The organism is Bacillus sp. LNXM65 (assembly GCF_002998575.1).
Taxonomy (GTDB): Bacteria; Bacillota; Bacilli; order Bacillales; family Bacillaceae; genus Bacillus.
In genome coordinates, this window is the sequence record NZ_PVRB01000004.1 from 56,683 (window position 1) to 82,165 (window position 25,483).

The following is a 25,483-nucleotide window of genomic DNA, read 5'->3' on the forward strand; positions in this document are numbered from 1 at the left end:
CGCCTAAATAAATAGGTGGAATAAATCTTGATCTTTATTCACTTCAACATAATGGAAGCCTTTTTTATTCATCCGTTCAATCAGTGCCGCATAGTCATCTCTTTCTTTCAATTCGATGCCAACAAGCGCCGGGCCTTTGCTTCGGTTATTCTTTTTCATATATTCAAAGCGTGAGATATCATCATTTGGTCCTAATACTTCATCTAAAAATTCCCGAAGCGCTCCTGCTCTTTGCGGAAAATTGACGATGAAATAATGTTGAAGCCCTTCATAGATCATCGACCGTTCTTTGATTTCCTGCATTCTGCCAATGTCATTATTTCCTCCACTGACAATACAGACAACATTTTTCCCTTTAATCTCCTCGCGATGGGCATCCAGCGCTGCGATCGGCAGTGCGCCTGCCGGCTCTGCTACAATCGCACATTGATTATACAGCTCTAAAATGGTTGTACATACTTTTCCTTCAGGTACAAGACTGATTTTATCAACAACGGACTGAAGCGATGTAAACGTCTTTTCGCCAATCCGCTGAACCGCTGCTCCGTCTACAAACTTATCAATTGAATCAAGTGTCACAACCTTGCCCTTTTCATGGGAAGCATGGAGTGAAGCTGCGCCAAGCGGTTCGACTGCAATGATTTCGGTTTCTGGGGCGATATTTTTGATATATGTACCAACTCCAGATAACAGACCTCCACCTCCAACACTTGCAAATAAAAAGTGAGGCTCCACTTCGATATCATTTAATATTTCTACAGCAGTCGTTCCTTGTCCTGCCATCACATCCAAATCATCAAACGGATGGATAAACTCGCGCTTCTCTTCATCTCCGCATTTTACTGCTTCATGATATGAATCATCAAACGTATCTCCGGTTAAAATAATTTCAACATATTCTTTTCCGAAAAGCTCGACTTGAGATACTTTTTGCCTTGGTGTCGTGGCAGGCATAAAGATTTTCCCGTGGATCCCTAAATATTTACAAGAATAGGCAACACCCTGTGCGTGATTTCCTGCACTTGCACAGACAATGCCGTTTTCTAGTTTATCTTTTGGAAGCTGGCTCATTTTATTAAAAGCGCCTCTTAATTTAAAGGAACGAACTACTTGAAGATCCTCTCTTTTTAAGTAGACATTACATTCATATCGTTCAGAAAGTCGCTCATTTTTTTGAAGAGGTGTATGAATCACTACATCCTTCAAATTTTGATGGGCCTTTAAAATGTCTTTCACTTGAATTAGCGTGTTTTCTTTGAGCAACGGTTTCATGTACAAGATCCTTTCTCTTTAACCTTATTTAATTTGTCATTATAACATGAATATTCAAAAAATAAACCAATAGATCATGGATCAAGCATAAATTTCATAAACTTTTTCGTTTTTCTGTACATTTGGTTTTATTGGGTGTTACAATTGAACCAATTAGAACCACAAAGAAAGGAATCACCCGATGACCACACATTCGTTTACGTCTATATATGGAGAGCATCAAGAAATGAAGCGTGCCATTCATCTGGCAAAGCAATTCACAAAACACGAGCAGCCGGTCTTGATAACAGGAGAAATTGGCACAGGCAAAACACTATTTGCCCAGGAAATTGCAAATGCAGCTGCTCCAAACGCTTCACTGACACATCTATATTGCCCCGTCTTAGATGAAGATACCTTACAGAAAGCCTTCACGGAAAAGACCCGTCAAATTCTTTATTTAGACGAAATCGCCGCATTAAGTATTCCTATGCAGCATCAGGTCATTCGTTTTCTAGAAACATCTTTTGCAACAAAAATCATTGCCACTTCGTCTTTATCAATAGAGGCATTGAGGGTGTCATCTACCTTTTTACCTGAGCTGTTTTATCGTTTAAATGTTTTTCATTTGCCCCTGCCGTCATTAGCAGATCGAAAAACAGACATTCCTGTGTTAACAACTGCTTTCTTTCAGGAGCTGAGCATGACGCCTGATATTGATCCAAGTGTTTGGGAAACCTTGCAGGAGTATCCGTTTGAAGGAAACGTACAGGAACTCAAAAATATCGTTCATTATGCTGCAGTCATTCTCGAGGGGCAAACGGTGTTTTTACACCACCTGCCGCCTTTTGTGTTAACACCTCTTTCGCCGGACGTAAAAGGAAAAAAGGAAGAACACCAGCTCACACTAATGGAAAAACAAGAGTTTGTTTTCCTGCTGGAAGCCATTAAGTCTCTCAATGAGAAAGGTGAAGCAGCCAGCAGACGCATCTTGTCTGAATTAAGCAAACAAGGCGACATTCCGCTGACTCCTCAGCAGGTGAGGAGCCGATTAGATGATCTTGAGAAAAAAGCTTACGTGACGAAAGGAAAAGGCAGGGCTGGCACGAAGATTACACTTGAAGGTCTTTCATTCCTGAAGTCACTTGATGGTTATATACCGGTTCAATAAAAGGAGGCTATTCATTGTTTACTGTAAAAGAAGAAATTGCAAACGCCATTACACATGGCATTGGCGTTATTTTATCCATACCAGCCATTGTTTTTCTCGTGTTATTCGCTGTTCAATACGGCACTGTCACAGACATCATCAGCTTTTCGATATTTGGCGCATCCATGCTGCTGCTCTATTTAAGCTCGACCTTGCTTCATAGCATTCGGCACAAAAAAACAAAAGATGTATTTGAAATCCTCGACCACTCGGCTATTTATGTATTGATTGCTGGTACATATACGCCCTTTTTACTAGGACCATTAAAAGGCGCACTAGGCTATACGCTTCTTGCGATTGTATGGGCGCTTGCTGCTGGCGGAATTGTCTTTAAAATCTTTTTCGTCAAACGGTTTATCATTGTGTCCACGCTCGTTTATTTATTAATGGGCTGGATGATTATCATTGCCATCAAACCACTTTACATTGGGTTAACGGGCGCAGGATTTGGCCTCTTACTGTTAGGCGGTCTATTGTATTCAGTCGGAACCATCTTTTATATTTGGCGGAAAATCCCCTATCATCATGCCATTTGGCACAGCTTTGTACTCGGCGGCAGTGCATCGATGTTCTTCTGCATTCTCTTCTATTGTGTGAACATTCCTGCTGCATGAAAAAAACCAGCATCCACTTTCGGATGCTGGTTTTTCTATGCGCGCTTTTGGGCGTAATCACTCATCATGACAGGTGCTTTAATATGAATATCAACATTAACAGGGCGCAGCCTTTTCACGACTTTCCCAGTTAATAGACGATCCGTTCCACTTGTTTCAATCGGTACAAGCGGACAATCACAATCTTCAGCAAGTGCCTCTGCCATGTGACGCTGTGCTTCTGAAAGCAATACGCTCTGCCCAGATAAGATTCTTTCCTTTGCTTCTTCTAATAAGGCATCATCAGATTGATTCTGATGAATAACCGCCATCTTCTTCAGCCATTGTTTTAAAATGGGATATCGAAAAAGATTCGGCTTTGCCATGAAAGCAAATGGCTTCTCAAGGTGACCAATCAATAATGTCGTCGTGACTGGATTCAGTGCCTGTGTGATATAAATAACGGGTCCATCTGGCAGCTTCTTTTGCTGGTGAATGGTCATGACTGATCCTGACTGATCAATACAGCCCCGTGCAAAGCTTTTTGCATGCTCATGAATGAGATGCATTCGTTTCGTATAGGAAATGCGCGGATCAGTTAATTCATGAGCATGCAAATGCCTCATACTTTTAAAAATGGATAGGGCAACATAAATCGTTAAAAACCAATAACGAAACAACCGTACTCCTCCTACTCATTTATCCTTTTTTGTCATATACGACAAATTCATAATTGTAGGGGTTCTTTTCGTCACGATGGCCTTTTTCGCGTGATACAACCGTCCATTCGTTTTCATTGTAATCAGGAAAGTAGCGGTCTCCTTCAAACGCATGGTGAATATGCGTGATATATAGACGATCCGCATATGGCATCATTTCTTCATACAGCTTAGACCCGCCGATGATAAATAACTCTGTCTCGTTCTCTCCGATTGCCAAAATATCAGCAATGGAATGGACAACCTCGCATCCTTCTGCTTCAAAAGAAGAACTTGTTGTCAAAACGATATTTCGGCGGTTAGGCAGCGCTCTTCCAATTGATTCAAACGTTTTTCTGCCCATGACAATCGTATGCCCGCCTGTGACTTTCTTAAAATACGCTAAATCAGCTGGTAAATGCCAAGGCATTTGATTATCTTGACCAATGACTCTGTCTTTTCCTGTCGCCACAATCATTGAAATCATACACTGACTTCTCCTTTGATATGCGGATGTGGATCATAGTTCTCAAGTACAAAATCATCGAACGTGAAATCAAAAATGCTCTTCACATCTCTTGTAATGCGAAGCTGCGGAAGCGTGCGTTCCTCGCGCTCTAGCTGCATTTTCACCTGCGGAAGATGATTCTGATAAATATGAGCATCTCCTAGCGTATGAATAAACTCTCCTGGCTCAAGATTTGTGACTTTGGCAATCATCATCGTGAGAAGGGCATATGAAGCAATATTAAATGGCACGCCTAAAAAGATATCTGCCGATCTTTGATAAAGCTGGCAGGAAAGCTTCCCGTTTGATACGTAAAATTGAAACAGACAATGACATGGAGGCAGCGCCATTTGATCAATTTCACCCGGGTTCCAAGCGCTGACGATCAGTCTTCTTGAATTCGGATTATGCTCGATATCGTGGATCAGCTTTGTGATCTGATCCACAGTCTCACCGTCCCCACTAGCCCAAGATCGCCACTGCGCTCCGTACACACGGCCCAGTTCGCCATTTTCATCTGCCCATTCGTTCCAAATCCGGACGCCATTTTCCTGAAGATATTTGACATTTGTATCACCTTTTAAAAACCACAGTAACTCATGAATAATTGATTTCAGGTGCAATTTCTTTGTTGTTAAAAGCGGAAATCCTTCCTGCAAATCAAATCTCATCTGGTAACCGAACGTGCTGATTGTGCCTGTTCCCGTTCTGTCACCTTTTTCATCCCCGTGCTGTAATACATGACGGCATAACTCTTTGTATTGTTTCATTTTTTTCATCCTTTATTTATGTTCTTGTTGTAGTTTACCTTATTTCTGCTTTTGTTTAAACCAAAAAAACATGCCTGCATGATGAGCAGACATGTTTTTCTTTTTATACTTGATTCACTCGATCCTGCTCTTCGTCCTTAATATCTTGGTGTGAGTGAGCAATACGGCTAGCTGCTGCTGCGGCAAGCGCGGCGACAAGGTCATCAAGGAAGGTATGCACTTCACCTGGACGACCTTCATCTAATTCCCTGATAATACCAAATTTCTCTTTATCTAAATAACCGAAGTTGGTCAAACCGATTGATCCATATACATTGACAATGGAAAGCGGAATAATTTCATCAATACCATATAGCGGCTCGTCTGTTTCTACTAAGTGCTGCAATGGTTCTGGCAATAGCTTTTTTTCAGCCAGCTGATCAAGGGCAAGTCCTGTTAAAACCGCATGGACAATTTCCCTTTTATTCAACACTTTTTCAACATTTTCAATACAGACACTAAGTGGAAGGTTTGGATGATATTTTTCTTGAAGCTTTAGCACAATATGTGCAATATCTTCAATTTTCACTCCACGTTCGTTTAACATTTGTTTTGTAATCTGCACCATTTCGTTCATTGTATACTTTTTCAATTGGCATGACATCTCCTTCTAGTGGCTCATCCAGCTCGGTGGGGTGTTTTTGTCCCAGTAAATATTACCGAGTTCATGATGCGTCTGGAATCCATCTTCTGCTGTATGGTAGTGAAAGTTAAACCAATATCCGCTGTGTGGCGGCTGATCTCTTCTCACATGAAAACGGAGCAAATCTTCTCCAGTCTTTCGGTTGTAGATGTGGAAGATTTTTTCGCCATTTCCGCTTGAAGGCTGATCAGTTAACACAACATCTTGAAATTTTTCGTCATCTTTGAAATTTGTTAAAACATCTGTTAACACTTGTTCAATTTTCGGTTGAATCTCTTCTCTGTACTCGTCTTCAATGACAGGTGTGATTTTACGGCCGAATTTGAGAAAGGATTGATTTTCTGCACTTGATAGAACCTCCTCCTTATATTGCTCAAAGGGGTCTACCTGCTCTTCGTTGTCCTCTTGCGATAGTTCCCAGCTGCGCAATTCATCTGATGTATCATAAACCGCTGTATAAGGCGTTTTATCAGATGAAGAAAGTTCAGATGGCTTGTCTGTCATCAAAGCCGACGGAGGAGAGATTAAACCAAAAGTTGCAATTGTAAAGAGCGCAACAAGCGTTTTTCTCATCCACATCTTCATGATATCTAATTCCTTCCATAAGTTATCATACTGCTATTCTAGCATATAATGAATTTTCAGTCATTCAATTTGGTCACTGATTTGAGACTTTCTTTTTCATAATAAAACGTTTACAATGACAGTAATGACGACTAAAATTTGGGAGGAATGGGTATGCTTGAAGGGTTTTTCATCACAGCTTCCTTGCTGACACTGTTTTATTTTGTCTATATGGAGATTACGGATTAAAAGCCCTTAGAAAGGGCTTTTTCAGATTGTTGACAAAGGGCTAAAATAATCTTGATTTTAGTCCTTTGTCTTCTATTCAGCGTGATAGAAAACCTTTGAAGTCTAGGAAGGACGAGCACTGGAATGGAGCGAATTTGATATTCGTAAGTACCGGAGCGCGGGACTGACAACGAATGCAAGGGTTTGTCTACACGCTGTAAAAGTCCTTAGTGAGGGCTTTTTTCTTTCTCAATATAACCATAATGAAATTGGGCTGTTTTTCGTTTTATGACGTGAAATTGATAGGATTCCGCTGTAAATCGTGTACTTTTCCAATGATCTTTTAAAACCACTCTTTTTCTTGCCACTCTTAACGCCTCTTGCACGGCTATTTCGTGATCAAAGTGATGCTCTGCCGCATGACGTAGCGGCGCTATACTTGTAGATTCTTGAATCGTTTCCTCAAACATCGGATCAAAATAGACAATATCAAATGAACGGTCAGGACACTGCTTTAGCTGCTCGATACTGTCTCCACTGATCACAGATATCCGTTTCATCGCTTCATCTGCTTCTTCTATCCCTGTCTCCCATGTGTTCAGTCCTTCTCGCACTAGTAACGCCGTAATGGGATTCTTTTCTATACCGATGGCCCTTCCATTCCTGCCTATCGCACAGCTTGCAGTAATAGCATCTGACCCTAAGCCAAGTGTGCAATCTAAAAAGGAATCTCCCGGCTTTAGCTGTGCTGCTTCAATTAAAGGATCCTTTTCTCCGCGCAAGAGCCGCTTCACCCTGAACATCGCTGAGCTTGGATGAAAAAAGAACTTTTCACCATTAGGCTGATACCATTCGAATCTTTCTTTCCCGACAACAAGTACATCTCCTCGTTTCATCGCAAGCTGCTTGACGGATTGTTTGCGTCTTTCTACATACTCACCATGTAAATCCTCTGCAAGAGCCTTCGCTGTTTCAATCGTTTGTTCATTTGCTCTAAAGCTTGTTGTAATGAGCATATTGTTCCTCCATCATGATCAAGAAAAAATGCCCTGATCTGATCACAGGGCATTTCAACACTTGTATTAGCAATGTTTTTCGAATGCAGTTAAGACATTTTTCATGATATCTTCCATTTCATGACCTTCAATTTCGTCACGCGGGATAAAATGAACGAGTTCATTTCCTTTTAAAAGGGCCATAGAAGGAGATGATGGCTCTTCACCCGTGAAGTATTCTCTCATTTTTGCCGTTGCTTCCCGATCCTGCCCAGCAAATACTGTGACGATTCTGTCTGGAGCTTTTTCTGCCTTCATCACAGCTTGAGTCGCTGCTGGACGTGCTAATCCGGCAGCACATCCGCATACAGAATTAATGACAACAAATGTTGTTCCTTCAGCTTCTTGCATGGTTTGTTCTACTTCTTCTTCCGTCTTAAGTTCTTGAAATCCTGCACTTGTCAGCTCTTGGCGCATTGGCACAACGAGCTGGCGCATATATTCTTCATATGCCATTGACATAAAAAAGCCCCCTCTAAAAATCCTTATGTTGTGAATAAAGGATACTATAGAGAGAGCCAATTTTCAAATGTTCCATATCAGATTAAATTTTCATGATTCCGCCTGTATTGGCTGATGTCACAAGTTTTGAATATCTAGCAAGATAGCCAGTTTTCACTTTTGGCTCAAAGCCTTTCCAGTTTGCTTTTCTTTTTTCCCATTCTTCCTCTGGAACATCGACGCTTAAAATGCGTTGTTCAATATCAACCACGACATGGTCACCATTTTCAACAAAGGCGAGCGGGCCGCCTTCAGCTGCCTCTGGAGAGACGTGTCCAATGGACAAACCACGAGAAGCGCCGGAAAAACGTCCGTCAGTAATTAAAGCAACCTTTGGCCCAAGTCCCATACCGACAATTTGTGAAGTTGGTGCAAGCATTTCTGGCATACCAGGTCCGCCTTTAGGTCCTTCATAGCGAATAATGACAACATGTCCTGCTTCTACTTTTCTATTAATGATGCCTTCAAGAGCTTCTTCTTGGGATTCAAATACGATCGCAGGTCCTTCGTGACGTGTGATCCCATCTTGTACCCCGCCCGTTTTAATGATGGCTCCATCTGGCGCAAGGTTTCCAAATAAAACGGCTAAGCCGCCCTTTTCAGTAAATGGCTTATCGATTGGATAAATGACGTTATAGTCTTTTACCTCATGTCCTGCAATGTTCTCACCAAGCGTTTTCGCTGTGACGGTCATTGTATCTAAATGAAGTGCGCCTTCTTTTTTGGACAATTCATTTAGCGCAGCTGTGACGCCGCCTGCTTCATGTAAATCCTCAATATAAACATCCGAAGCTGGAGCAAGTTTTGATAAATGAGGCACACGCTCTGCTACTTCATTGATACGTTCAAGTGAATATTCAACACCTGCTTCATTTGCGATCGCCAGTGTGTGAAGAACGGTATTGGTTGAACCACCAAGTGCCATATCTAATGCAAATGCGTTATCAATTGCTTTTTCAGTCACAATATCACGTGGTTTAATATCCTTTTTAATGAGCTCCATCAGTTGTTTTGCTGACTTTTTCGCAAATTCTCTTCGCTCTGGTGATGTCGCCAAAATCGTTCCATTTCCAGGAAGAGCAATTCCAAGCGCCTCTGCTAAACAGTTCATTGAGTTTGCTGTAAACATACCTGAACAAGAACCGCAGGTTGGACAGCCAAACTGTTCTAATTCATTTAATTCCTCTTCGTTAATTTTACCTGACTGGTATGCACCAACGCCTTCAAATACAGAAGAAAGAGAAATCTTTCTGCCATCACTTGTTCTACCCGCTTCCATCGGTCCACCGCTGACAAAGACAGTCGGAATATTGACACGCATCGCTGCCATCATCATCCCTGGTGTAATTTTATCGCAGTTAGGAATACAAACCATTCCATCAAACCAGTGAGCAGATACAACGGTTTCTACAGAGTCAGCAATGATTTCACGGCTTGGTAATGAATATCTCATCCCGATATGACCCATCGCAATTCCATCATCGACCCCAATCGTATTGAATTCAAATGGGACCCCGCCAGCTTCACGAATGGCTTCTTTCACAATTTTCCCGAATTCCTGAAGATGGACATGTCCTGGGACAATATCAATATAGGAATTACATACGGCAATAAATGGCTTGCCGAAGTCCTCATCCTTTACCCCCGCCGCTCTTAGTAAGCTTCGGTGAGGTGCTCTGTCAATTCCTTGTTTAATCATATTACTGCGTAGTTCTGCCATCTGTTTAAAAAGCCTCCTATACTACAAGTCTTGTTGACTGCATGATTTTGAGTTGATTTTATTTTACAAATTTTCTGTTTATTTAGCCACCGATGAATGACTGATGACCAACATGTCTGCTGAAACTAGCGCTCAGCAAGGTTCGTGTCATAAAATCTGACCTCCAATATTCTATATTGGTACTACTATATAGAGTTTTTTCGCATATTTCAACAATATTCAAAATAATTTTTCTAAAAAAATTTTTCTGTCTATCACTTTAAGAAAAACAAGCTGCCTTTCATTGGCAGCTTGCTCATATTTCTCATCATTCTGATGCATTTTTTCTACTTTCTGTCATTTGCTTCCATACAGAGCCTTTCGCTTCTTCTCCGTGCTCAATGCGCTCAATCGCCATTTTCACTTGAAGGCTGACTTCAAATTCAGGGTCTTGCTCAGCTTCTTTTAATGCGTCAAGTGCTGTTTCGTCACCTTCTTCATAGAGGAACATAGCTGCTCGCCAGCGGACAAGTTTACTCGGATCCTTTAATGCTTCGATCATTGCTTCCATAGCGCTAGGATCACCAAGGTCTGAAATACAGTCTCCAGCGGTTCTGCGGACCGTCACAGTTTTGTCTTTAAGTCCCTTATATAATATAGGCAGTATAGCAGGATCTTCAATCATTCCAGCATTCACAACGGCTTGTCTGCGAATGGATGTTTTTGGGTCCTCCATCGCTTTCATTAAAACAGGTATATCCTTTTGCTCTGGCTGCATTTGCTCTAAATGGGCAAAACGCTTTTTCCAATCTTCCTCGCGCAGCATGTCTTCTGTTACATCATATGCCTTTCGGTTCACCTGTCTATCTACGGCTTCTTGCCCTTCTTTGACCGCCTCTGTTAAGCGGGCTAAACACTCGTCATCATAGGCTGCTTGCAGCTCTTCTGTGACTTCCTGGCCGATATCAGCAAAGTCACCAAAACGAACGCCATGTTCTTTCCACACACGTTCAAATACGACATTGTCTGAACTGCTTCTGAGCTTTAAAATGGCTGCTTGGAAGCGTTCAGGCATTCCGAACCGCTCTTCTCTTTCGCCGTCAGTTAATTTGACTTGCATCGGAATCCCATTAAACATTTGGACAAACACTTTGACTTCGCCAAATGTGTCACCGCCTGACTGCGGTCCTTCCTGAAGGCCTTCTGTTTCTTGACCAAAGGCTTCTCTCACCTGTTGTAAAATGCCCTGCCAGTCAAACTTTGCATTACGCTCGACCGCTAAGAAATCTGCGACATGATAAACACCTTTTACACCTTCAATGTTCAAAATGCGCTTGATCATTTCTGGCGCTTCGTCTTTTTGATCCTTTTTGTAGTTGTTGCTTTTACCGCCGGCAAGTGCTTCTGTCAAAATGACCTTCATGGTATTTGGACTTGGCGTCGGTTCTATCGCTGTTATTTTCATCTATACATCCTCCTTACACACATAAAGACCCTACTCATCTGTAAGGCCGCATTCTTCTTTCCACGTCTTGATAAATAAGCTCATCAATTCATGCCGCTCCTCAGCAAGCTGCTTTCCTGCAGAGGTGTTCATCAAGTCTTTTAATTTGAGCAATTTTTCTTCCATATGCTTTAGCACGGAACCCTGCTGCGTGTTATTTGTATAGTGGGGCTCCCCTCTTGCGCCTGCATAAGTAAACACTCTTGCAATACCGCTTGCCCCTATCGCATCGAGTCTATCTGCGTCTTGAACAATGGCCCCTTCTAACGTCATAGGCCTATTCTGCTTATGTCGATGACGAAAAGACATCGTGGTAATGATATCCATGATATAACGAATATCCCGCGTATTAACTTCCCAAGAAAGGAGCTGAAGCTCAAGTTGTTGCGGTGAAAGCTTCCATTCACTCGACAGCTTTTCATCAATGACATCATGAACAATCGCTGCCATTTCGATCATAAAAAGAGAGCCGCCTTCCTGATTAGCAATCTGGCGGGCAAGCTGGCGCACACGATCAATATGAGCCGCATCGTGTCCAGTCGGTTCATATTTCAGCTGATCTGAAACAAAGGAGGCAGCTGCCTCCAATTGTTTTTTCTGCATGACTGTGAGCACCTTATTTGTCCAAAAGAGCGATGATGGAGCTTTCTAATTCTTTTGGTGATGTTTTCGGAGAGAACCGCTCAGTGACTTCTCCGTTTTGATCCACGATAAATTTTGTGAAATTCCATTTCACTGTTTTCGTTCCAAGTACACCTTTTGCATGACTTGTTAAATGTTTGAAAAGCGGATGCGCATTGTCACCATTGACATCTACTTTCGCAAACATAGGGAAGGTTACGCCATAATTCAAAGAACAGAATTCCTGAATCGCTTCTTCCCCTTCTGGCTCCTGGTTCATAAATTGGTTGCACGGAAATCCTAAAATTTCAAGGCCCTTTTCATGATATTGATCATATAGCTCTTGCAATTGTTTGAATTGAGGAGTCAGTCCACATTTGCTTGCTGTGTTGACAATAATGAGTACTTTTCCTTTGTAATCTGCCATTGATTTTTCCTGACCGTTAATGGTCTTGACCTGAATATCATAAATTGACATCTCATAGCCTCCTAGGATTCACTTTTTCCTATCGTAACATGCTTCTTTTATAAAATCGCTTTTTATGCCTCCTGTTAAAAGAGCCCTGTCACACTGCCGTCTTCTAATAAATCCATCTCGAGCGCCGCAGGTTTTTTAGGTAATCCAGGCATTGTCAGAATGCTTCCGGTTAAAGCAACAATAAATCCTGCTCCTACAGATGGTTTTAACTCACGAATCGTAATGGTAAAGCCCTTAGGTCTCCCAATTAAAGCTGGATCATCCGAAAGTGAATATTGCGTTTTTGCCATACAAACCGGTAAATGACCCCAGTCGTTTTTCTCGATGGCTGCCAGCTGCTTTCTTGCTTTTGAAGTGAGTGTGACCCCGTCTGCTCCATAAACCACTTGGGCAACTTTAGATAACTTTTCTTCGATAGAATCATTTTCTTCATACAAATAGGAAAAGTGGTTCTTCTTCTTTTCAATAAGTGTCGCGAGTTCCTCGGCAAGTGCTGTCCCGCCTTCGCCTCCTTCTTCCCATACATTCACAGCTTTGACTGGATGGCCATGTGCGTGGCACCAATCTTCTATCGATTGAATCTCTTCTTTTGTATCAGTGATAAACCTGTTTACTGCGACGATGTATGGAAGACCGAAGGCTTGCACAGTTTCAATATGCTTTTCTAAATTATGTATACCTTCTAATACGGCATGTGCATTCTCTTCTTTGAGTTCAGTTTTCTTCATTCCGCCATGCATCTTTAATGCTCTGACAGTCGCCACAATGACCACTGCACCAGGCTTGAAATCACCAGCTCTTGTTTTAATGTGCAGGAACTTTTCTGCTCCAAGATCTGCTCCGAATCCAGCTTCTGTTACCACATAATCGGCTAATTTCGCCGCCATTTTGGTTGCAATCAAACTATTACATCCATGCGCAATATTGGCAAAAGGACCACCATGTACTAGGGCCGGAGTTCCTTCAATCGTTTGAACAAGATTCGGTTTGAGCGCGTCTTTTAAAAGTAACGTAAGAACACCTTCATATCCAAGTGCTCCAACTGTGACTGGCTCGCCATCTTGATTATAGGCAACAACAATAGAAGAAAGACGTTTTTTTAAATCGGTTAAGTCTTCTGCTAAACAAAGGATGGCCATCATTTCGGAGGCAACTGTGATGTCAAATCCGTCTTCTCTAGGATACCCATTTAACTGACCGCCAAGTCCGACAACGACCTGTCTTAATGCACGATCGTTTAAATCAAGCACTCGCTTCCATACAATGCGGCGCGAGTCGATGCCGAGTTCATTTCCGTGATGGATATGGTTATCAATGAACGCAGATAAGGCATTATGTGCAGAAGTAATGGCATGAAAATCTCCTGTAAAATGAAGATTGATTTCTTCCATTGGCAGCACTTGTGAATATCCTCCACCCGCTGCACCGCCTTTTATGCCCATTGTAGGACCTAATGAAGGCTCGCGCATCGCAATGATTGCTTTTTTCCCAATTTTTTCGAAGGCTTGACCGAGGCCGACTGTTACGGTAGACTTCCCCTCACCTGCTGGCGTTGGATTGATCGATGTGACAAGAATCACATGTCCTTCTTTTTGTTCTTTTAAACGGTCAAAAATAGTCAAAGATATTTTCGCTTTTGTGAAACCATAGCATTCTAATTCTTCGTCATGTATTTGCAGCTTTGCTGCGATGTCTTGAATAGGACTCAGCTTTGCCTTTTGGGCGATGTCAATATCTGATAAATGCTTTGTGATCATAAATAAACGGCCTCCTTTTTTTCCAGAAACAGCTTTGTTTTTGCTCTGTTTTTCATTGTAACATAATTGAAACATTGAAATATCGCCAGAAAGTTCCTATAATGAAGTGAAATTAGCTTTGGTTCAGGGGGTGGCGAGTTGCCTATTAACATACCAGTTCATCTGCCGGCAAAACAAATACTAGAGAGCGAAAACATTTTCGTCATGGATGAGACAAGGGCATTCAAGCAAGATATCCGTCCTTTGAATATCGTGATCTTAAATTTAATGCCAAAAAAAATACAAACTGAAACGCAGCTGCTAAGAATGCTCGGAAATTCTCCTTTGCAAGTGTACTTTACGTTTTTGATTCCAAGTACGCATACACCGAAGAATACGTCGAGAGAGCATCTAGATGAATTTTATACGACCTTTGAATCGATTCGCCATAAGAAATTTGATGGAATGATCATCACCGGCGCACCAATTGAGCATTTAGCTTTTGAAGAAGTGTCCTATTGGAAAGAGCTTCAGGACATCTTGGACTGGAGTAAAACCAATGTGACGTCTACCCTTCATATTTGCTGGGGTGCACAGGCAGGCCTATATCACCATTATGGGATTGAAAAAATCAAGCTCCCCGAGAAAAAATTTGGTGTATTTGAGCATCTTGTGAAAGAGAAAAAAGAAAGATTAGTCAGAGGTTTCGATGAAGTATACTATGTCCCACATTCGAGGCATACAGATATTAATACAGAACAATTAAAAAACACGCCGAATTTGAAAGTATTGAGTATCTCTGAAGAAGCGGGTGTTTGTTTAATTGTTTCAGATGATGATAAACAAGTATTTTTAACTGGACATCCTGAATATGATACGGACACATTGAAGCAGGAATATGAAAGAGATTTGTTGAAGCATGATACAGTCCAAAAACCTGTCCACTATTTTATAGAAGATGGTGACACATTAGTCCCAGTGAATCGCTGGAAAGCCCATGCCACTTTACTGTTTATGAATTGGCTCAATTATTATGTTTATCAAGAAACACCATACGTTTGGGAATAAAATAGACTGTGGTCTGATGATAAATGATCAAAATGTGTTAAAATACAAATGGCTCTGTCTTCCATTATCAATTTAGTCTCGTTGTTTTTTAAAATTAGTTTAATTCTTTCGTAACGAATGATATGCTCTGGCTGTTTATATGTTATCTTTATGTATATGTAGACCTATGAGATTAATAGTTTTCGTACGAAGTTTTGTTGTTGTTGATTACATTTGAGGTGAATATTCTTGAATACCAATAAAAAAATATTAATCTTGACCGCAAATTATGGAAATGGACATATGCAGGTGGCTAAAACACTGTATGATGAATGCAAATCCCAAGGGTTTGAACATGTTGTAGTTTCTAATTTGTATCAAGAATCAAATCCCATTGTGTCAGAAGTGACTCAATATTTATACTTGAAGAGCTTTTCCATTGGGAAACAATTTTATCGCTTGTTTTATTACGGTGTAGATAAAATTTACAATAAACGCAAATTTAACATTTATTTAAAAATGGGAAATAAGCGTCTTGATGAACTCATTCAATTACACAATCCGGATATCATTATTATTACATTCCCGATGATTGTTGTTCCAGAATACCGGAACAAAACAGGCAAAGTCATCCCGACATTTAATGTCATGACAGATTTCTGTCTTCATAAGATTTGGGTACATGAAAACATCGACCGATACTATGTTGCAACCGATTATGTGAAACAAAAATTAGTGGAAATCGGCACACATCCAAGCGATGTCAAAGTGACAGGCATTCCTATTAGACCACAATTTGAAGCAGACGTGCCAAAATCGAAGATTTATAAAAAATATGGATTATCATCAAACAAAAAAGTTCTTCTGATTATGGCTGGTGCTCATGGTGTACTGAAAAATGTCAAGGAATTATGTGAAGCGCTGCTTCTCGACAGTGAAGTACAAATTGTTGTTGTATGCGGAAAGAACGCAGCGCTAAAACAATCACTGAGCGATCTTGAACAAGCACATCCAGATCAATTGAAGGCGCTTGGATATGTGGAACAAATTGATGAATTGTTCAGAGTAACAGATTGTATGATCACAAAACCAGGCGGTATTACTTTAACAGAAGCAACAGCAATCGGTGTCCCGGTCATTCTTTACAAGCCTGTCCCTGGACAAGAAAAGGAAAATGCTCATTTCTTTGAAGATTATGGTGCGGCCATCGTCATCAACAGACATGAAGACATTTTAGAATCTGTGACCAACTTGCTGCAAGATGAAGAAAAGTTAGAAGTCATGAAACAAAACATTAAAAAACTGCACTTAAAGCATTCTTCTCAAACCATTTTGGAAGATATCGTTGAGCAATCAGATCTCATCACGAATAACAAAACGTATGCTCGTGCATTATCATAAAAAGGTGTCCGTCATTGACGGACACCTTTTTCTTTATCCTTGATTTCCATTTGTTGTGTACACTTCTTCAAACGGCTGCACGACAACAAAACCGCTTCCGCTAAATTTCATTTGAATAGACTCTCCGCTTCCTCTGCCAATAAAGGTTTTGAATGAAACATCTGTCACAAATTCAGTTTTTAAATCCCCTGACCATGCAACTGTCGCGTTCGGATCTGTATAGACAGAGTCACCCGGCTGAACAATCAATGTGAGCGGCTCATAATGACTCGTAATCGCAACAAGGCCTGGTCCTTCTAATTTGACATTAAATAAACCGCCTGCAAGCATGCCCGACACTTTTTTCATCAATTTGATATCCCAGCGCACTGACGGTTCAAATGCGAGCAGATCATTCCCATTCACAAAAATGGAATCCCCTTGAGCCAAACGAAGAATTGAGATTTTTTTGCCTTGATCTGCCACATATAATTTCCCATCACCTGTTGCCTTCATGAGTGAAGTGCCTTCTCCTGACAGCATTTTTTTGAACATCTTTGAGACGCCATGTTCAAAAACGCCCTCGCGTTCAAACTTGATTTTGCCTCGGTACGAAACCATGGAACCTGTTTTTGCCCAAATGGTATCAGTCAAATTAATTTCTAAAAGTCTTGATGTTTCAAGTTCGAAGACCCCTTCTCCTTTATCTTCCTGCTGCGTATTCTGAACAAATTCTTCAAGTGTATAACGATTCATGATAGCACCTCTTCCTGTATTTTTTTATATACGGACAAGGTGTGCATAAAGTTTCAGAAAATGGGGACGGTTTATCTATTATTATTATTCGCCAAAAAAAATCAAACATTCTGCTCAAAATTTGGCTTTCACGCTTGACGCTTTACTTTTGATGGTGTATAGTGAAACCATCATTTAACAACTGCAAAGTCGTTAGGTGATGAAAATTTTTTTTAGTATGCCAAAAGGTATGCTACAGTACTAGGAGGAAAAAGCAATATGCAAAACGGTAAAGTAAAATGGTTCAATAATGAAAAAGGTTTCGGCTTCATTGAAGTTGAAGGCGGAGACGATGTATTCGTTCACTTCACAGCTATCGAAGGTGACGGCTACAAGTCTTTAGAAGAAGGACAAGAAGTTTCTTTTGAAATCGTTGAAGGTAATCGTGGACCTCAAGCTGCAAACGTAACAAAAATCTAATCAACTAAATCAATGATGTAAAGACAAAATAAAGAGAGGCCTATGCCTCTCTTATTTGATTTTCAGCTGAATTTCAATCGCTAAAATATTTTGCTTCAGTCGTTGTTCAATTTCAGAGATATCTTTTTCGAGAAAAGGTCTTCCCTTCTTTGCTACATCTACTAGTTGCTCTAGATCGCTGTACACCTCTTGAAATGTTCGATGTAATACCGTTTCGAACTCCTTATTATTCATACCGGCCTTCCCCTTTTCCTCTAATATCCGTCACTTAGTCAAAAAGTAACTCAACCAAAACTTTCTATAGTTATATCGGCTCATTTTTCAGAATATGTTCTTTTTTTACACATTCTATCCGTTTTTTTTCATGAACGGATGTTTGAGCAGGGAAAACCGGTGCGTCCGCTTACTTTTTGAGCAGCGTCTGTCCATATTCTTTTATTTTCTCTCCAACGGTGCATTGCTGTATACAAAAGGAATGGGCATACTTTTTGCCAAATTCTTTCCGAAAATGCTTCTTAATCAAACAATCTGAACAATACGTGTCTTGAAGATCGGTCAATTCTTGTACTGCTGTTTTTTTATCCACATTATTCAGCTCCGTCTGCTTCTAATTTCAATGTACTTTCGATTGGGACGTCTGCAAGAATCTGTCTTGCAAGCTGATCCGCTTCTGCATTTTGTTTCCGATCGATGACTTCATAGGTTGGCGTCAGCTTCAGCTCTTTTAAAGCCGCTTCAATTCGGTCAAGCCATTTGTTATGTACATCATCATAACAAGGCCATTCTCCTTTTAACTGATTCATGACAACAAGTGAATCTCCTCTAATCGTGACAGAATTTCTGCTTGCCCCTAGGTCTTTTAAAGCTTTTACTGCCTCAAATAAAGCCGCATACTCTGCTTCATTATTGGTGCTCCCTTGGAAAGGCTGATTTTTTCTCAATCGATAAGCGTCTTTTCCCAGCTTATAGTAGACGACAACTCCAAGACCAGAGTCGCCTGTTTCTTTATGAAAACTTGCATCAAAATAGACTTGAAGCTGATCAGGTTCAAGCTTTAGTTCTTCATTTAGCTTTTCAAGCTCTTTTATGGACCACATGGCCCCTTTTTCATCTTCAAATGACAGGAGTGACTGTGGTTCTTTTTTGTCGATATGTTTTGCTAAAATCAAGGCCTCTTTTAGCTCCAACCAATCTTCTTGGTAAAAAGCAATGGACCCAATTGATTTCACTTTCATTGTGTAGTGTGCTCTTAATTTCATTGATCACATCGCCTTCCCGTGCTTTTAAGGTAAACATACGTTATGCTATAATCAAAAAGTTACATTTTACAATGAGAAAGGAAGTTCATGTCACTTGTTTAATGAAGGTATTTGGATCTTATTTGCGATCATTAATTTTATCATTGTTCTTCTATTTTATAAAGGATTTGGCAAGATGGGCCTTTTTGTCTGGATTGGCTTTGCGACGGCTGCCGCAAATTTACAAGTTGTCAAAACCGTTGAATTATTTGGCTTAACGGCAACACTTGGAAATATTTTGTACGGCAGTGTGTTCTTTGCAACGGACGTATTAAATGAAAAATATGGACAAAATGAAGCGAGAAAAGCTGTCTGGATTGGCTTTGCCACCCTTTTAACACTAACTGTTGTCATGCAGGAGGCTTTGCTTTTCCATCCCGCTCCATCTGATATCTCACAATCATCGCTGGAAACGATATTTGGCTTTATGCCAAGGGTTGCACTTGGCAGTCTCGCTGCTTATATGATCAGTCAAATGCTAGATGTTTATGTATATTCGTTTATTCGCCGGATATTTCCTTCCGATGGTGCGCTCTGGGTGCGCAACGCCGGAAGTACGATGATTAGCCAGCTTCTTGATACACTGATTTTCACGACCATTGCCTTTCTTGGCACGTATCCATTTCATGTATGGATTGAAATCTTCATCACGACATATGTCATTAAATTTATCGTAGCTGCGATTGCGACACCTTACGCGTATGCAGCGAAAAAAATGGTTCCGCTTGATGAAAGGGTGAAATAATGTGCCAGCTGAAATATACATTGATGGTGCAAGTGCAGGTAATCCAGGTCCCTCTGGCATCGGCATTTTCATTAAATATGATGGAAAGGCTGAATCCTTCTCCATTCCTCTTAGATCAATGAGCAATCACGAAGCAGAATTTTCCGCTCTGATCGAGGGGATGAAAATATGCGCGGAAAAAGGATTGCGTACCGTTTCATTTCGAACAGATTCACAAGTAGTTGACCGCGCAGCCAATGCAGGATTTGCTAAAAATCCAGCCTTTCAGCATTTTATCAAAGAGATGATCGAACTTCAAAGCCAGTTTGATTTATTTTTCATTAAATGGATTCCGAGTAAGGAAAATCAAATAGCGGATCAGCTCGCTAGAAAAGCGATTCACCTTTCTAAAGGATGAATCGCTTTTTTTCGGTTATGCTAATGTGTGTGAGGTGATACTGATTGGATAAAGAAAATAAAGGTCGTGTCACAAATGGGACAACCCCACAAGGTGATGCGCAAACAAAAGATAAACAGCCACTATCTCAGCTGGAAAATAGAGCGAAGAAAAGCAATACAAAAAGATGAACCTGAGAGATCGGCTTTAGCTGATCTCTATTTTACTTAAACGATTCATCATCGGTTCGATTCCTTTGATTTGATGGTACCTCAGCATAGCAGCAGCACGTTCTTGATTGATGTTCATTTTCGTCTCATCAATTGGACAGCTGAGCGGGACATCACATTTGATCTCTGCCAATAGACGAGAAAGCTTCAGATCTTCTAATCCTGCTTGCATTTTCTTTTGCTGTGCAGCCGTTAGTTCATGGACATTTTCTAGCAAACCGTCAATCGTTTCATATGTTTGGATAAATTTTAATGCGGTTTTTTCTCCGATTCCTTTGACACCTGGATAATTATCACTTGCATCACCCATGAGTGCTTTCATATCGATCAGCGCCTTTGGAGAGATTCCCATTTCCTCTTCGAATAAGGCTTTTGTATAATGCTTATAATTGCCAATTCCTTTTTGCATCAAGGCAACAGTGACTTGTTCATTCAAAATTTGCAGCAAATCTTTGTCTCCAGTTAGGACAGTCACCCGTGCTTCTTTTTGGTAGAGCGCAGCAAGAGTACCGATACAATCATCTGCTTCAAAGCCCTTTAAACCAATGTTTACAATTCCCAGTTCTTCTGTAGCTTCTTTTGCTAAATCGAATTGCGGAATGAGCTCGACAGGCGCCTCTCCCCGATTTGCTTTATAATCTTGAAACAATTCGTTTCGGTATGTTTGGCTTCCCATATCCCAGCAGCAAACAATATGCGTTGGCTCAAATGTCTGTACAGCCGTTAATAAGTGCTTCAAATAGCCATTGACTCCATTTGTCGGCACACCGTGATCATTTATCATAAAATTGCGATGTACAGCCGTTGCATAAAACGATCTGAACAAAAGCGCCATTCCATCTACAAGCAGTACGTGTTTATTCATTCTTATAAACTCCCTTTTTCAAAACAATACTCCTATTCTATCACAGAACACAAAACTCGACATAAAAAAGGCGCCTTCTTCTTTTAGAAAAGAAGAGGCACCCTGTTTACTTTTGACCGTATTGCATTTTTTTCGACTCTGCTTCTGCATAGGACGGCATGTCTTTTTGTTTAGGGTCACGCTCATCCTGCTGCTTTGTCTGTTGCTTTTTTTTCATGATCATTCCCCTTTCTCGGTACATTCATTAAGATGACCAAAAAAGAGAAAGTTACTCTTTACTTCTGTTTCCGCTTGACATACTCCCTGACCATATCATTCGTCACATGCTTACGCAGCGGAACAATACCGCCTCGTGCAAGCTCATTCATCTTCGACGTAATGGCATTGATGTCGTCTGTTGTAAATGGCTCGTTTTGCTCACATTTGAATACAGCAGTCTCTATTGCTTGTTCTCTTTTCTGTTCAAGCTCAAGAAAGGACTGAATATGAGCATGCTGCTTTTGTGAGTGAGCGGAAATCTCTTCGTGTACGCTCGTCATTTTCTATCAACTGCTTTCTTTTTTATTTAGTCTACCATGAATCAAATGGTTTTCAACTGGTTCTTCCATTCGTTTGTTTGTTCATATACTTGTTCAATTACCGCCTGTTCTTTGGCATCTGTCGTTAGGCTCGTGATAAATGTTTGTTTTTGTTCACTTAGCTGCTCGAGCGCTTCTGTTTCATATCTTTCAGTAAAGGTCTTCACCATTGTGTCGTACCTGCTCAGTAATTCTTCTTTTTCTTTATCTGCCCATTTCGTGGTTAACTGATGAAGAATATCTCGAATCGCTTCAATGAACGCAGCCTTTCCATTCTGTTCAAAGAAAACTTTCGCTGATTTTTGCTTCTTTAAGAGCGGTTCGAATGGTGTCAGTTCAGATTCGACTTCAATTTGTTTCAGCTCAGCATTTTTCTCTTCTGGCGGCGACAGTGAGAGAGAAAAGTAAGGGTCTTCTGCACATGCCGCCTGCAATCCTTTTTCCCATTCCTCTTGGAAGTATTGATGAATAAACGATTCCATTCGGATATCAAGCGCCTTTAACTCCTGTACAAATTCAAATTCATAATCCTTCAGTGCCTGTTCAAGCGCTTTTTTCAACTGCTGCCTGAAGTCTCCTTGAGATATTCCAGGGTAAAAGGCTGTCTTTAACAGATCATTCGCAAATAGTGATAGGCGCTGGACAATATGATAGAGCTGTTCATGTAAGTCCTTTTTCACACTTTCTGTCACTAGCTTAGATTGTTTGATATGACTCATTTGATCAAGAATCGCTTCATAGGATGTGTCTATCTTTTTCTTTTCCGCTTGCTTCTCATCTTCTGACTGATGCAGTGTCGCATGCAGCTTGTCGACTGTGCTACATAACATGCCGGCTTCAAAATACAAAAGCTCGATCGCATCTTTCGTTAATTCTTCCTCAATAAAATAGTCGAGCTGTTTTCTAAGCTTTGCATATTGATTATAAGCTGTCTCTCCCTTTCCTTCGATTTCTTCCTTACTGGACACATGATGAAGGTTTGGGTTTCGGATGCCTTCTTTTGTGAGCTCATTATTCACATAGTCAAAGACGGTGTCAAGCTCTGCTTGATCCTTTGCGAGGTCAGCTGCATTGATAATAAAGAACATTTTATCCATGCTAAATGAATCTTTTACAAGCCCAAGCTTACGTAAAAATGACCGATCTGCCTTCGAGAAAGAGTGCTGGTAGTAAGTTAAATAAAGAAGAGCATCTGCGTCCTTCATATATTGAAAGGCAATCTCTGTATGGCGCTTATTCATACTGCTGGCGCCTGGCGTATCAACAATAGTCAGCCCTTTATCTGTTAAAGGTGTACTCAAATACACCGTCACTTCCTTCACCACACAAGAAACAGCTTCTTCCGCCACATATGGCCTCAGTTCTTGAAGAGTGACATGAAGCGGCGTTTGCTTCGTAATGTGATGAAGGAAACGTGTATGCGCTTGTAAAAAATGTTCAACAATGATGCGGTGATCTTGTTCAAGCTGTCTTTTTTTCAGCGTTCGTTCGAGCTTGGATGTAAACGTCTCTCCCTTTTCTTCTGAGATCGAAAATCCGAGGATCTGATTGAGCTCCTCTAATATATCCTGTTCTGTTTTGAACACCACTTTTACACTTTCATGCGGGTGATCTTCCGTCGGCCGCGTCAGCTTATTAATCGTTGCCGTTGTTGGCGTGGGAGAGGATGGCAGTACCTTTCTCCCAACAAGGGCATTTGCAAAGGAAGATTTCCCCGAACTAAAAGCCCCAAATAAAGCGAGTGTGAATTCTTTCGCTTGCAGCCGCTTTGTTCGTTTTTCAAAGGACTTTCTTTGAGATTTGAGAGCGTCTAATGGCAATAAAATCTGAGAAAGCTGTTCAAACTGGTCAATTGACTGTGCCGTCGTGACATGCTGTGACTGACGCATTTGATGTTGCTCTGTCTGCTTCTGCGGTTTTTCTTGCTCGCTCTCTTCGGGATGAATGGGCGCGTGATCCTGCTTTAGCTGGTCATGCTGCATCCGCCTCTTTTTCGCATAAAACCAATCTTCTTCGATCTGTTCATCCGTTCCGTTTTGCCATATATCCCATACATGTTGAATATCACGCTTCATTTGTTCATTTTTTCCGATGCACTGCTCAAGCGTTTGGAGTTCTTTTGCAGACTGGTCCCATTTTTCTTGATGTTTTGCTTTATCTTTCATAAGCTGGGCTTTCAGCGACTCAGACATTTGTTCAATCAGTGTCATCGCTTTCTGTTTTGCCTGTCTTCTCAAGGCTTCGCCAGCATCTTTTGCATATTGTAGTACGTATTCATTGGAGAACGTCGCACCATGATGAATCACACTTTCAAGGAGTGCTTCTTGCACAGGTGTTTCAAATGCCATCACTTGATTTAATAACTCTTCACCAAGCTGATGCTTCTTGACTTCTTTTTTAAGCAGCTCAGCAATATGCCAGTCCACTTCAGCTTTCATCCTCGCTTTGACATCTGTTAAGAAGTCGGTTGCCCGTTTTTCTTTTTCTTGCTCAGTTTTATTTTTAGCAAAAAGCAGTCCCACTTTAAAGCCAGGTGCTTTTGATTCAATATAGTCGCTTGCGAGTTCCCTCATTTTAAATGGAGTGAGGTTGGCATTCTTTAAAATGCTCTCGACTTCAGAAGATACTTCATCTTCTAACTGTTTGGCTCCATTTTCAATGAAGTAGTTTTTCGCTTCAAACTCCTTTACTTCTTTTCTTTTTTCTTGAAGCTGTGAATCAAGCTCTTCACCTTGCAGCTCTTCTTTTAACGAGTCAATGTGTTCTTTTAAAACATGCTCAATTTTTTGCTCAGTATAAGCACGAAGTGATGCTTTCGGCAACGTCTGTAATTCTTGTAGTTTTTCGATTAAACGAATCATTTCATTTCTTGGATGCGTCTCATCGGTTACAGATGTAAAGTATAGATGATCTTCTTCAATGCCCTCTTTAAGGAGCATGTCAATCACTTGATTTTTGTAGTCTTCAAATGCAGTCTCATGCTCATCATGCCGGTCCACTTGATTCACGATGAAATAAAGATTTGGTACTTTCTCTTTAATGGAGCGAATAAAACGAATGTTTTCTTCAGAATGAACATGGTTGTAGTGAACAACATAAAAAAGAGCATCTGCTTGATGAAGAATAGAGGCAGCAGACAAAAAGTGTGCATGATCCGTTGAATCAATTCCTGGCGTATCAATCAGTGCCACCTTTTCTTCCAGTCCTCTATAGTCACCGCTAATTTCCACCATCTCAATCTGTTCTCCATCCTTACAGAAACGCTGTACTGCTTCTTTATCATAAGAGCCGCTCATTTTTGCAAAACGGCCATCAGAGGTGTGAAGCTGCACTTCACTTTCTCCTTTCCTCACGACGACCAAGTTTGCACTTGTTGGGATTGGGCTCGTTGGCAAAATGTGATCATGAAGCAGATGATTCACAAGTGATGACTTTCCAGCAGAATAGTGGCCGGTAAATGCGATATACACTTCTTCTTCTGCTTCCTTTTTGATAATCGATGCAAGTTTGGCTGCGCGCTCATGATCATCCCTTTTGAGAAAGCTTTGATATAAAGCTCCTGTAGTTTGAACGAGAGAATCTCGAATAGACAAGTCTTTCATGACGATAAACCCCTTTGTTTTTAGAAAAGTCAGTTATGTATGTGATACC

Annotated in this window: 28 protein-coding genes; 8 read left to right on the plus strand and 20 right to left on the minus strand. The window is 40.8% G+C overall.

The features are described from left to right. Positions 1–3 precede the first annotated feature (3 nt). Positions 4–1,272, minus strand: a complete 1,269-nt coding sequence (gene ilvA / locus C6Y03_RS08700) for a threonine ammonia-lyase IlvA (protein ID WP_106031146.1) — start codon at positions 1,270–1,272, stop codon at positions 4–6. Between the two features lie 181 nt (positions 1,273–1,453). On the opposite strand from ilvA, the gene C6Y03_RS08705 reads away from it, so the two are divergent. Together C6Y03_RS08705 and trhA are read left to right on the plus strand one after the other, a co-directional pair. Beyond that, a complete protein-coding gene (locus tag C6Y03_RS08705) occupies positions 1,454–2,422 on the plus strand; it encodes a sigma 54-interacting transcriptional regulator (protein ID WP_106031074.1) in 969 nt (322 codons plus the stop codon). Positions 2,423–2,436: 14 nt separating this feature from the next. Beyond that, positions 2,437–3,075, plus strand: coding sequence for a PAQR family membrane homeostasis protein TrhA (gene trhA, locus C6Y03_RS08710; protein ID WP_095285302.1), 639 nt, complete (start codon positions 2,437–2,439; stop codon positions 3,073–3,075). 35 nt (positions 3,076–3,110) lie between these two features. On the opposite strand, the gene C6Y03_RS08715 is transcribed toward trhA, so the two are convergent. From C6Y03_RS08715 to C6Y03_RS08775, 12 genes are all read right to left on the minus strand, one after another. Continuing rightward, positions 3,111–3,734, minus strand: a complete 624-nt coding sequence (locus C6Y03_RS08715) for a lysophospholipid acyltransferase family protein (RefSeq protein WP_106039187.1) — start codon at positions 3,732–3,734, stop codon at positions 3,111–3,113. Between the two features lie 19 nt (positions 3,735–3,753). Next, positions 3,754–4,239 carry a type 3 dihydrofolate reductase gene (gene folA, locus C6Y03_RS08720; RefSeq protein ID WP_060596580.1) on the minus strand — a complete coding sequence of 162 codons (486 nt, stop codon included), beginning with the start codon at positions 4,237–4,239 and terminating at the stop codon, positions 3,754–3,756. Next, positions 4,236–5,030 (minus strand): thymidylate synthase, encoded by a 795-nt coding sequence (locus C6Y03_RS08725; protein WP_064497497.1) that lies wholly within the window; start codon positions 5,028–5,030, stop codon positions 4,236–4,238. The genes folA and C6Y03_RS08725 overlap by 4 nt, the downstream gene beginning before the upstream one ends. A gap of 103 nt (positions 5,031–5,133) precedes the next feature. Beyond that, positions 5,134–5,661, minus strand: coding sequence for a phosphatidylglycerophosphatase A family protein (locus C6Y03_RS08730; RefSeq protein ID WP_034660983.1), 528 nt, complete (start codon positions 5,659–5,661; stop codon positions 5,134–5,136). Between the two features lie 18 nt (positions 5,662–5,679). After that, a complete protein-coding gene (locus C6Y03_RS08735; protein WP_106039188.1) occupies positions 5,680–6,297 on the minus strand; it encodes a YpjP family protein in 618 nt (205 codons plus the stop codon). 434 nt (positions 6,298–6,731) lie between these two features. Then, a complete protein-coding gene (locus C6Y03_RS08745; protein WP_106039190.1) occupies positions 6,732–7,520 on the minus strand; it encodes a class I SAM-dependent methyltransferase in 789 nt (262 codons plus the stop codon). 66 nt (positions 7,521–7,586) lie between these two features. Next, positions 7,587–8,021 (minus strand): BrxA/BrxB family bacilliredoxin, encoded by a 435-nt coding sequence (locus tag C6Y03_RS08750; RefSeq protein WP_034660988.1) that lies wholly within the window; start codon positions 8,019–8,021, stop codon positions 7,587–7,589. A gap of 82 nt (positions 8,022–8,103) precedes the next feature. After that, positions 8,104–9,780, minus strand: a complete 1,677-nt coding sequence (gene ilvD / locus C6Y03_RS08755) for a dihydroxy-acid dehydratase (protein WP_012010311.1) — start codon at positions 9,778–9,780, stop codon at positions 8,104–8,106. A 307-nt stretch (positions 9,781–10,087) separates the two neighbouring features. Further along, complete coding sequence (locus tag C6Y03_RS08760) at positions 10,088–11,224, minus strand: conserved virulence factor C family protein (protein WP_106039191.1); 1,137 nt, start codon at positions 11,222–11,224, stop codon at positions 10,088–10,090. Positions 11,225–11,254: 30 nt separating this feature from the next. Next, positions 11,255–11,866, minus strand: a complete 612-nt coding sequence (locus tag C6Y03_RS08765) for an HD domain-containing protein (RefSeq protein WP_066030751.1) — start codon at positions 11,864–11,866, stop codon at positions 11,255–11,257. Positions 11,867–11,879: 13 nt separating this feature from the next. Further along, the gene (locus tag C6Y03_RS08770) at positions 11,880–12,362 is read right to left on the minus strand and encodes a glutathione peroxidase (protein WP_003216059.1); all 483 of its coding nucleotides are present in this window, start codon (positions 12,360–12,362) and stop codon (positions 11,880–11,882) included. 74 nt (positions 12,363–12,436) lie between these two features. Then, the gene (locus C6Y03_RS08775; protein WP_106039277.1) at positions 12,437–14,119 is read right to left on the minus strand and encodes a formate--tetrahydrofolate ligase; all 1,683 of its coding nucleotides are present in this window, start codon (positions 14,117–14,119) and stop codon (positions 12,437–12,439) included. A gap of 138 nt (positions 14,120–14,257) precedes the next feature. Between C6Y03_RS08775 and metA the strand changes: the two genes are divergently transcribed. Both metA and C6Y03_RS08785 read left to right on the plus strand, forming a co-directional pair. Then, a complete protein-coding gene (gene metA / locus C6Y03_RS08780; RefSeq protein ID WP_034660994.1) occupies positions 14,258–15,166 on the plus strand; it encodes a homoserine O-acetyltransferase MetA in 909 nt (302 codons plus the stop codon). Positions 15,167–15,394: 228 nt separating this feature from the next. Then, positions 15,395–16,546, plus strand: coding sequence for a diglucosyl diacylglycerol synthase (locus C6Y03_RS08785; RefSeq protein WP_095285307.1), 1,152 nt, complete (start codon positions 15,395–15,397; stop codon positions 16,544–16,546). Positions 16,547–16,579: 33 nt separating this feature from the next. Here C6Y03_RS08785 and C6Y03_RS08790 read toward each other — a convergent pair whose 3' ends face one another. Continuing rightward, on the minus strand, positions 16,580–17,281 hold the full coding sequence (locus C6Y03_RS08790; RefSeq protein WP_034660996.1) for an AIM24 family protein: 702 nt from the start codon (positions 17,279–17,281) through the stop codon (positions 16,580–16,582). Between the two features lie 258 nt (positions 17,282–17,539). Between C6Y03_RS08790 and cspD the strand changes: the two genes are divergently transcribed. Next, on the plus strand, positions 17,540–17,740 hold the full coding sequence (cspD, locus tag C6Y03_RS08795; protein ID WP_003215784.1) for a cold-shock protein CspD: 201 nt from the start codon (positions 17,540–17,542) through the stop codon (positions 17,738–17,740). Positions 17,741–17,791: 51 nt separating this feature from the next. Here cspD and C6Y03_RS08800 read toward each other — a convergent pair whose 3' ends face one another. The 3 genes from C6Y03_RS08800 to C6Y03_RS08810 all read right to left on the minus strand — a co-directional run bounded on the left by C6Y03_RS08800 (position 17,792) and on the right by C6Y03_RS08810 (position 18,999). Then, positions 17,792–17,974, minus strand: a complete 183-nt coding sequence (locus C6Y03_RS08800; protein ID WP_003215507.1) for a hypothetical protein — start codon at positions 17,972–17,974, stop codon at positions 17,792–17,794. A 169-nt stretch (positions 17,975–18,143) separates the two neighbouring features. Further along, complete coding sequence (locus tag C6Y03_RS08805; protein WP_003215998.1) at positions 18,144–18,326, minus strand: zinc-finger domain-containing protein; 183 nt, start codon at positions 18,324–18,326, stop codon at positions 18,144–18,146. A 1-nt stretch (position 18,327) separates the two neighbouring features. Further along, positions 18,328–18,999 carry a ribonuclease H family protein gene (locus C6Y03_RS08810; protein WP_106039192.1) on the minus strand — a complete coding sequence of 224 codons (672 nt, stop codon included), beginning with the start codon at positions 18,997–18,999 and terminating at the stop codon, positions 18,328–18,330. A 94-nt stretch (positions 19,000–19,093) separates the two neighbouring features. On the opposite strand from C6Y03_RS08810, the gene C6Y03_RS08815 reads away from it, so the two are divergent. From C6Y03_RS08815 to C6Y03_RS08825, 3 genes are read left to right on the plus strand one after another with little or no spacing between them, the layout of a single operon-like run. Beyond that, the gene (locus tag C6Y03_RS08815) at positions 19,094–19,783 is read left to right on the plus strand and encodes a queuosine precursor transporter (RefSeq protein WP_060596706.1); all 690 of its coding nucleotides are present in this window, start codon (positions 19,094–19,096) and stop codon (positions 19,781–19,783) included. A 1-nt stretch (position 19,784) separates the two neighbouring features. Further along, positions 19,785–20,180 carry a reverse transcriptase-like protein gene (locus C6Y03_RS08820; protein WP_034660999.1) on the plus strand — a complete coding sequence of 132 codons (396 nt, stop codon included), beginning with the start codon at positions 19,785–19,787 and terminating at the stop codon, positions 20,178–20,180. A gap of 44 nt (positions 20,181–20,224) precedes the next feature. Next, positions 20,225–20,350 (plus strand): hypothetical protein, encoded by a 126-nt coding sequence (locus tag C6Y03_RS08825; RefSeq protein WP_003215584.1) that lies wholly within the window; start codon positions 20,225–20,227, stop codon positions 20,348–20,350. 16 nt (positions 20,351–20,366) lie between these two features. Here the strand turns inward: C6Y03_RS08825 and C6Y03_RS08830 are convergent, their stop codons facing one another. The 3 genes from C6Y03_RS08830 to dynA form a co-directional block, all read right to left on the minus strand. Continuing rightward, positions 20,367–21,254, minus strand: coding sequence for a 5'-3' exonuclease (locus C6Y03_RS08830; RefSeq protein ID WP_060596707.1), 888 nt, complete (start codon positions 21,252–21,254; stop codon positions 20,367–20,369). Positions 21,255–21,529: 275 nt separating this feature from the next. Then, complete coding sequence (locus C6Y03_RS08835) at positions 21,530–21,793, minus strand: YpbS family protein (RefSeq protein WP_034661003.1); 264 nt, start codon at positions 21,791–21,793, stop codon at positions 21,530–21,532. 41 nt (positions 21,794–21,834) lie between these two features. After that, a complete protein-coding gene (gene dynA, locus C6Y03_RS08840) occupies positions 21,835–25,434 on the minus strand; it encodes a dynamin GTPase (protein ID WP_106039193.1) in 3,600 nt (1,199 codons plus the stop codon). Positions 25,435–25,483 lie beyond the last annotated feature (49 nt).

Bases quoted from the DNA above. Each gene is read 5' to 3' on its own strand.
- ilvA (WP_106031146.1), bottom strand. From the start codon at position 1,272: ATGAAACCGTTGCTCAAAGAAAACACGCTAATTCAAGTGAAAGACATT.
- C6Y03_RS08705 (WP_106031074.1), top strand. From the start codon at position 1,454: ATGACCACACATTCGTTTACGTCTATATATGGAGAGCATCAAGAAATG.
- folA (WP_060596580.1), bottom strand. From the start codon at position 4,239: ATGATTTCAATGATTGTGGCGACAGGAAAAGACAGAGTCATTGGTCAA.
- C6Y03_RS08725 (WP_064497497.1), bottom strand. From the start codon at position 5,030: ATGAAACAATACAAAGAGTTATGCCGTCATGTATTACAGCACGGGGAT.
- C6Y03_RS08735 (WP_106039188.1), bottom strand. From the start codon at position 6,297: ATGAAGATGTGGATGAGAAAAACGCTTGTTGCGCTCTTTACAATTGCA.
- C6Y03_RS08745 (WP_106039190.1), bottom strand. From the start codon at position 7,520: ATGCTCATTACAACAAGCTTTAGAGCAAATGAACAAACGATTGAAACA.
- C6Y03_RS08750 (WP_034660988.1), bottom strand. From the start codon at position 8,021: ATGTCAATGGCATATGAAGAATATATGCGCCAGCTCGTTGTGCCAATG.
- ilvD (WP_012010311.1), bottom strand. From the start codon at position 9,780: ATGGCAGAACTACGCAGTAATATGATTAAACAAGGAATTGACAGAGCA.
- C6Y03_RS08760 (WP_106039191.1), bottom strand. From the start codon at position 11,224: ATGAAAATAACAGCGATAGAACCGACGCCAAGTCCAAATACCATGAAG.
- C6Y03_RS08765 (WP_066030751.1), bottom strand. From the start codon at position 11,866: ATGCAGAAAAAACAATTGGAGGCAGCTGCCTCCTTTGTTTCAGATCAG.
- C6Y03_RS08770 (WP_003216059.1), bottom strand. From the start codon at position 12,362: ATGTCAATTTATGATATTCAGGTCAAGACCATTAACGGTCAGGAAAAA.
- C6Y03_RS08775 (WP_106039277.1), bottom strand. From the start codon at position 14,119: ATGATCACAAAGCATTTATCAGATATTGACATCGCCCAAAAGGCAAAG.
- C6Y03_RS08790 (WP_034660996.1), bottom strand. From the start codon at position 17,281: ATGAATCGTTATACACTTGAAGAATTTGTTCAGAATACGCAGCAGGAA.
- cspD (WP_003215784.1), top strand. From the start codon at position 17,540: ATGCAAAACGGTAAAGTAAAATGGTTCAATAATGAAAAAGGTTTCGGC.
- C6Y03_RS08800 (WP_003215507.1), bottom strand. From the start codon at position 17,974: ATGAATAATAAGGAGTTCGAAACGGTATTACATCGAACATTTCAAGAG.
- C6Y03_RS08810 (WP_106039192.1), bottom strand. From the start codon at position 18,999: ATGAAATTAAGAGCACACTACACAATGAAAGTGAAATCAATTGGGTCC.
- C6Y03_RS08830 (WP_060596707.1), bottom strand. From the start codon at position 21,254: ATGAATAAACACGTACTGCTTGTAGATGGAATGGCGCTTTTGTTCAGA.
- C6Y03_RS08835 (WP_034661003.1), bottom strand. From the start codon at position 21,793: ATGACGAGCGTACACGAAGAGATTTCCGCTCACTCACAAAAGCAGCAT.
- dynA (WP_106039193.1), bottom strand. From the start codon at position 25,434: ATGAAAGACTTGTCTATTCGAGATTCTCTCGTTCAAACTACAGGAGCT.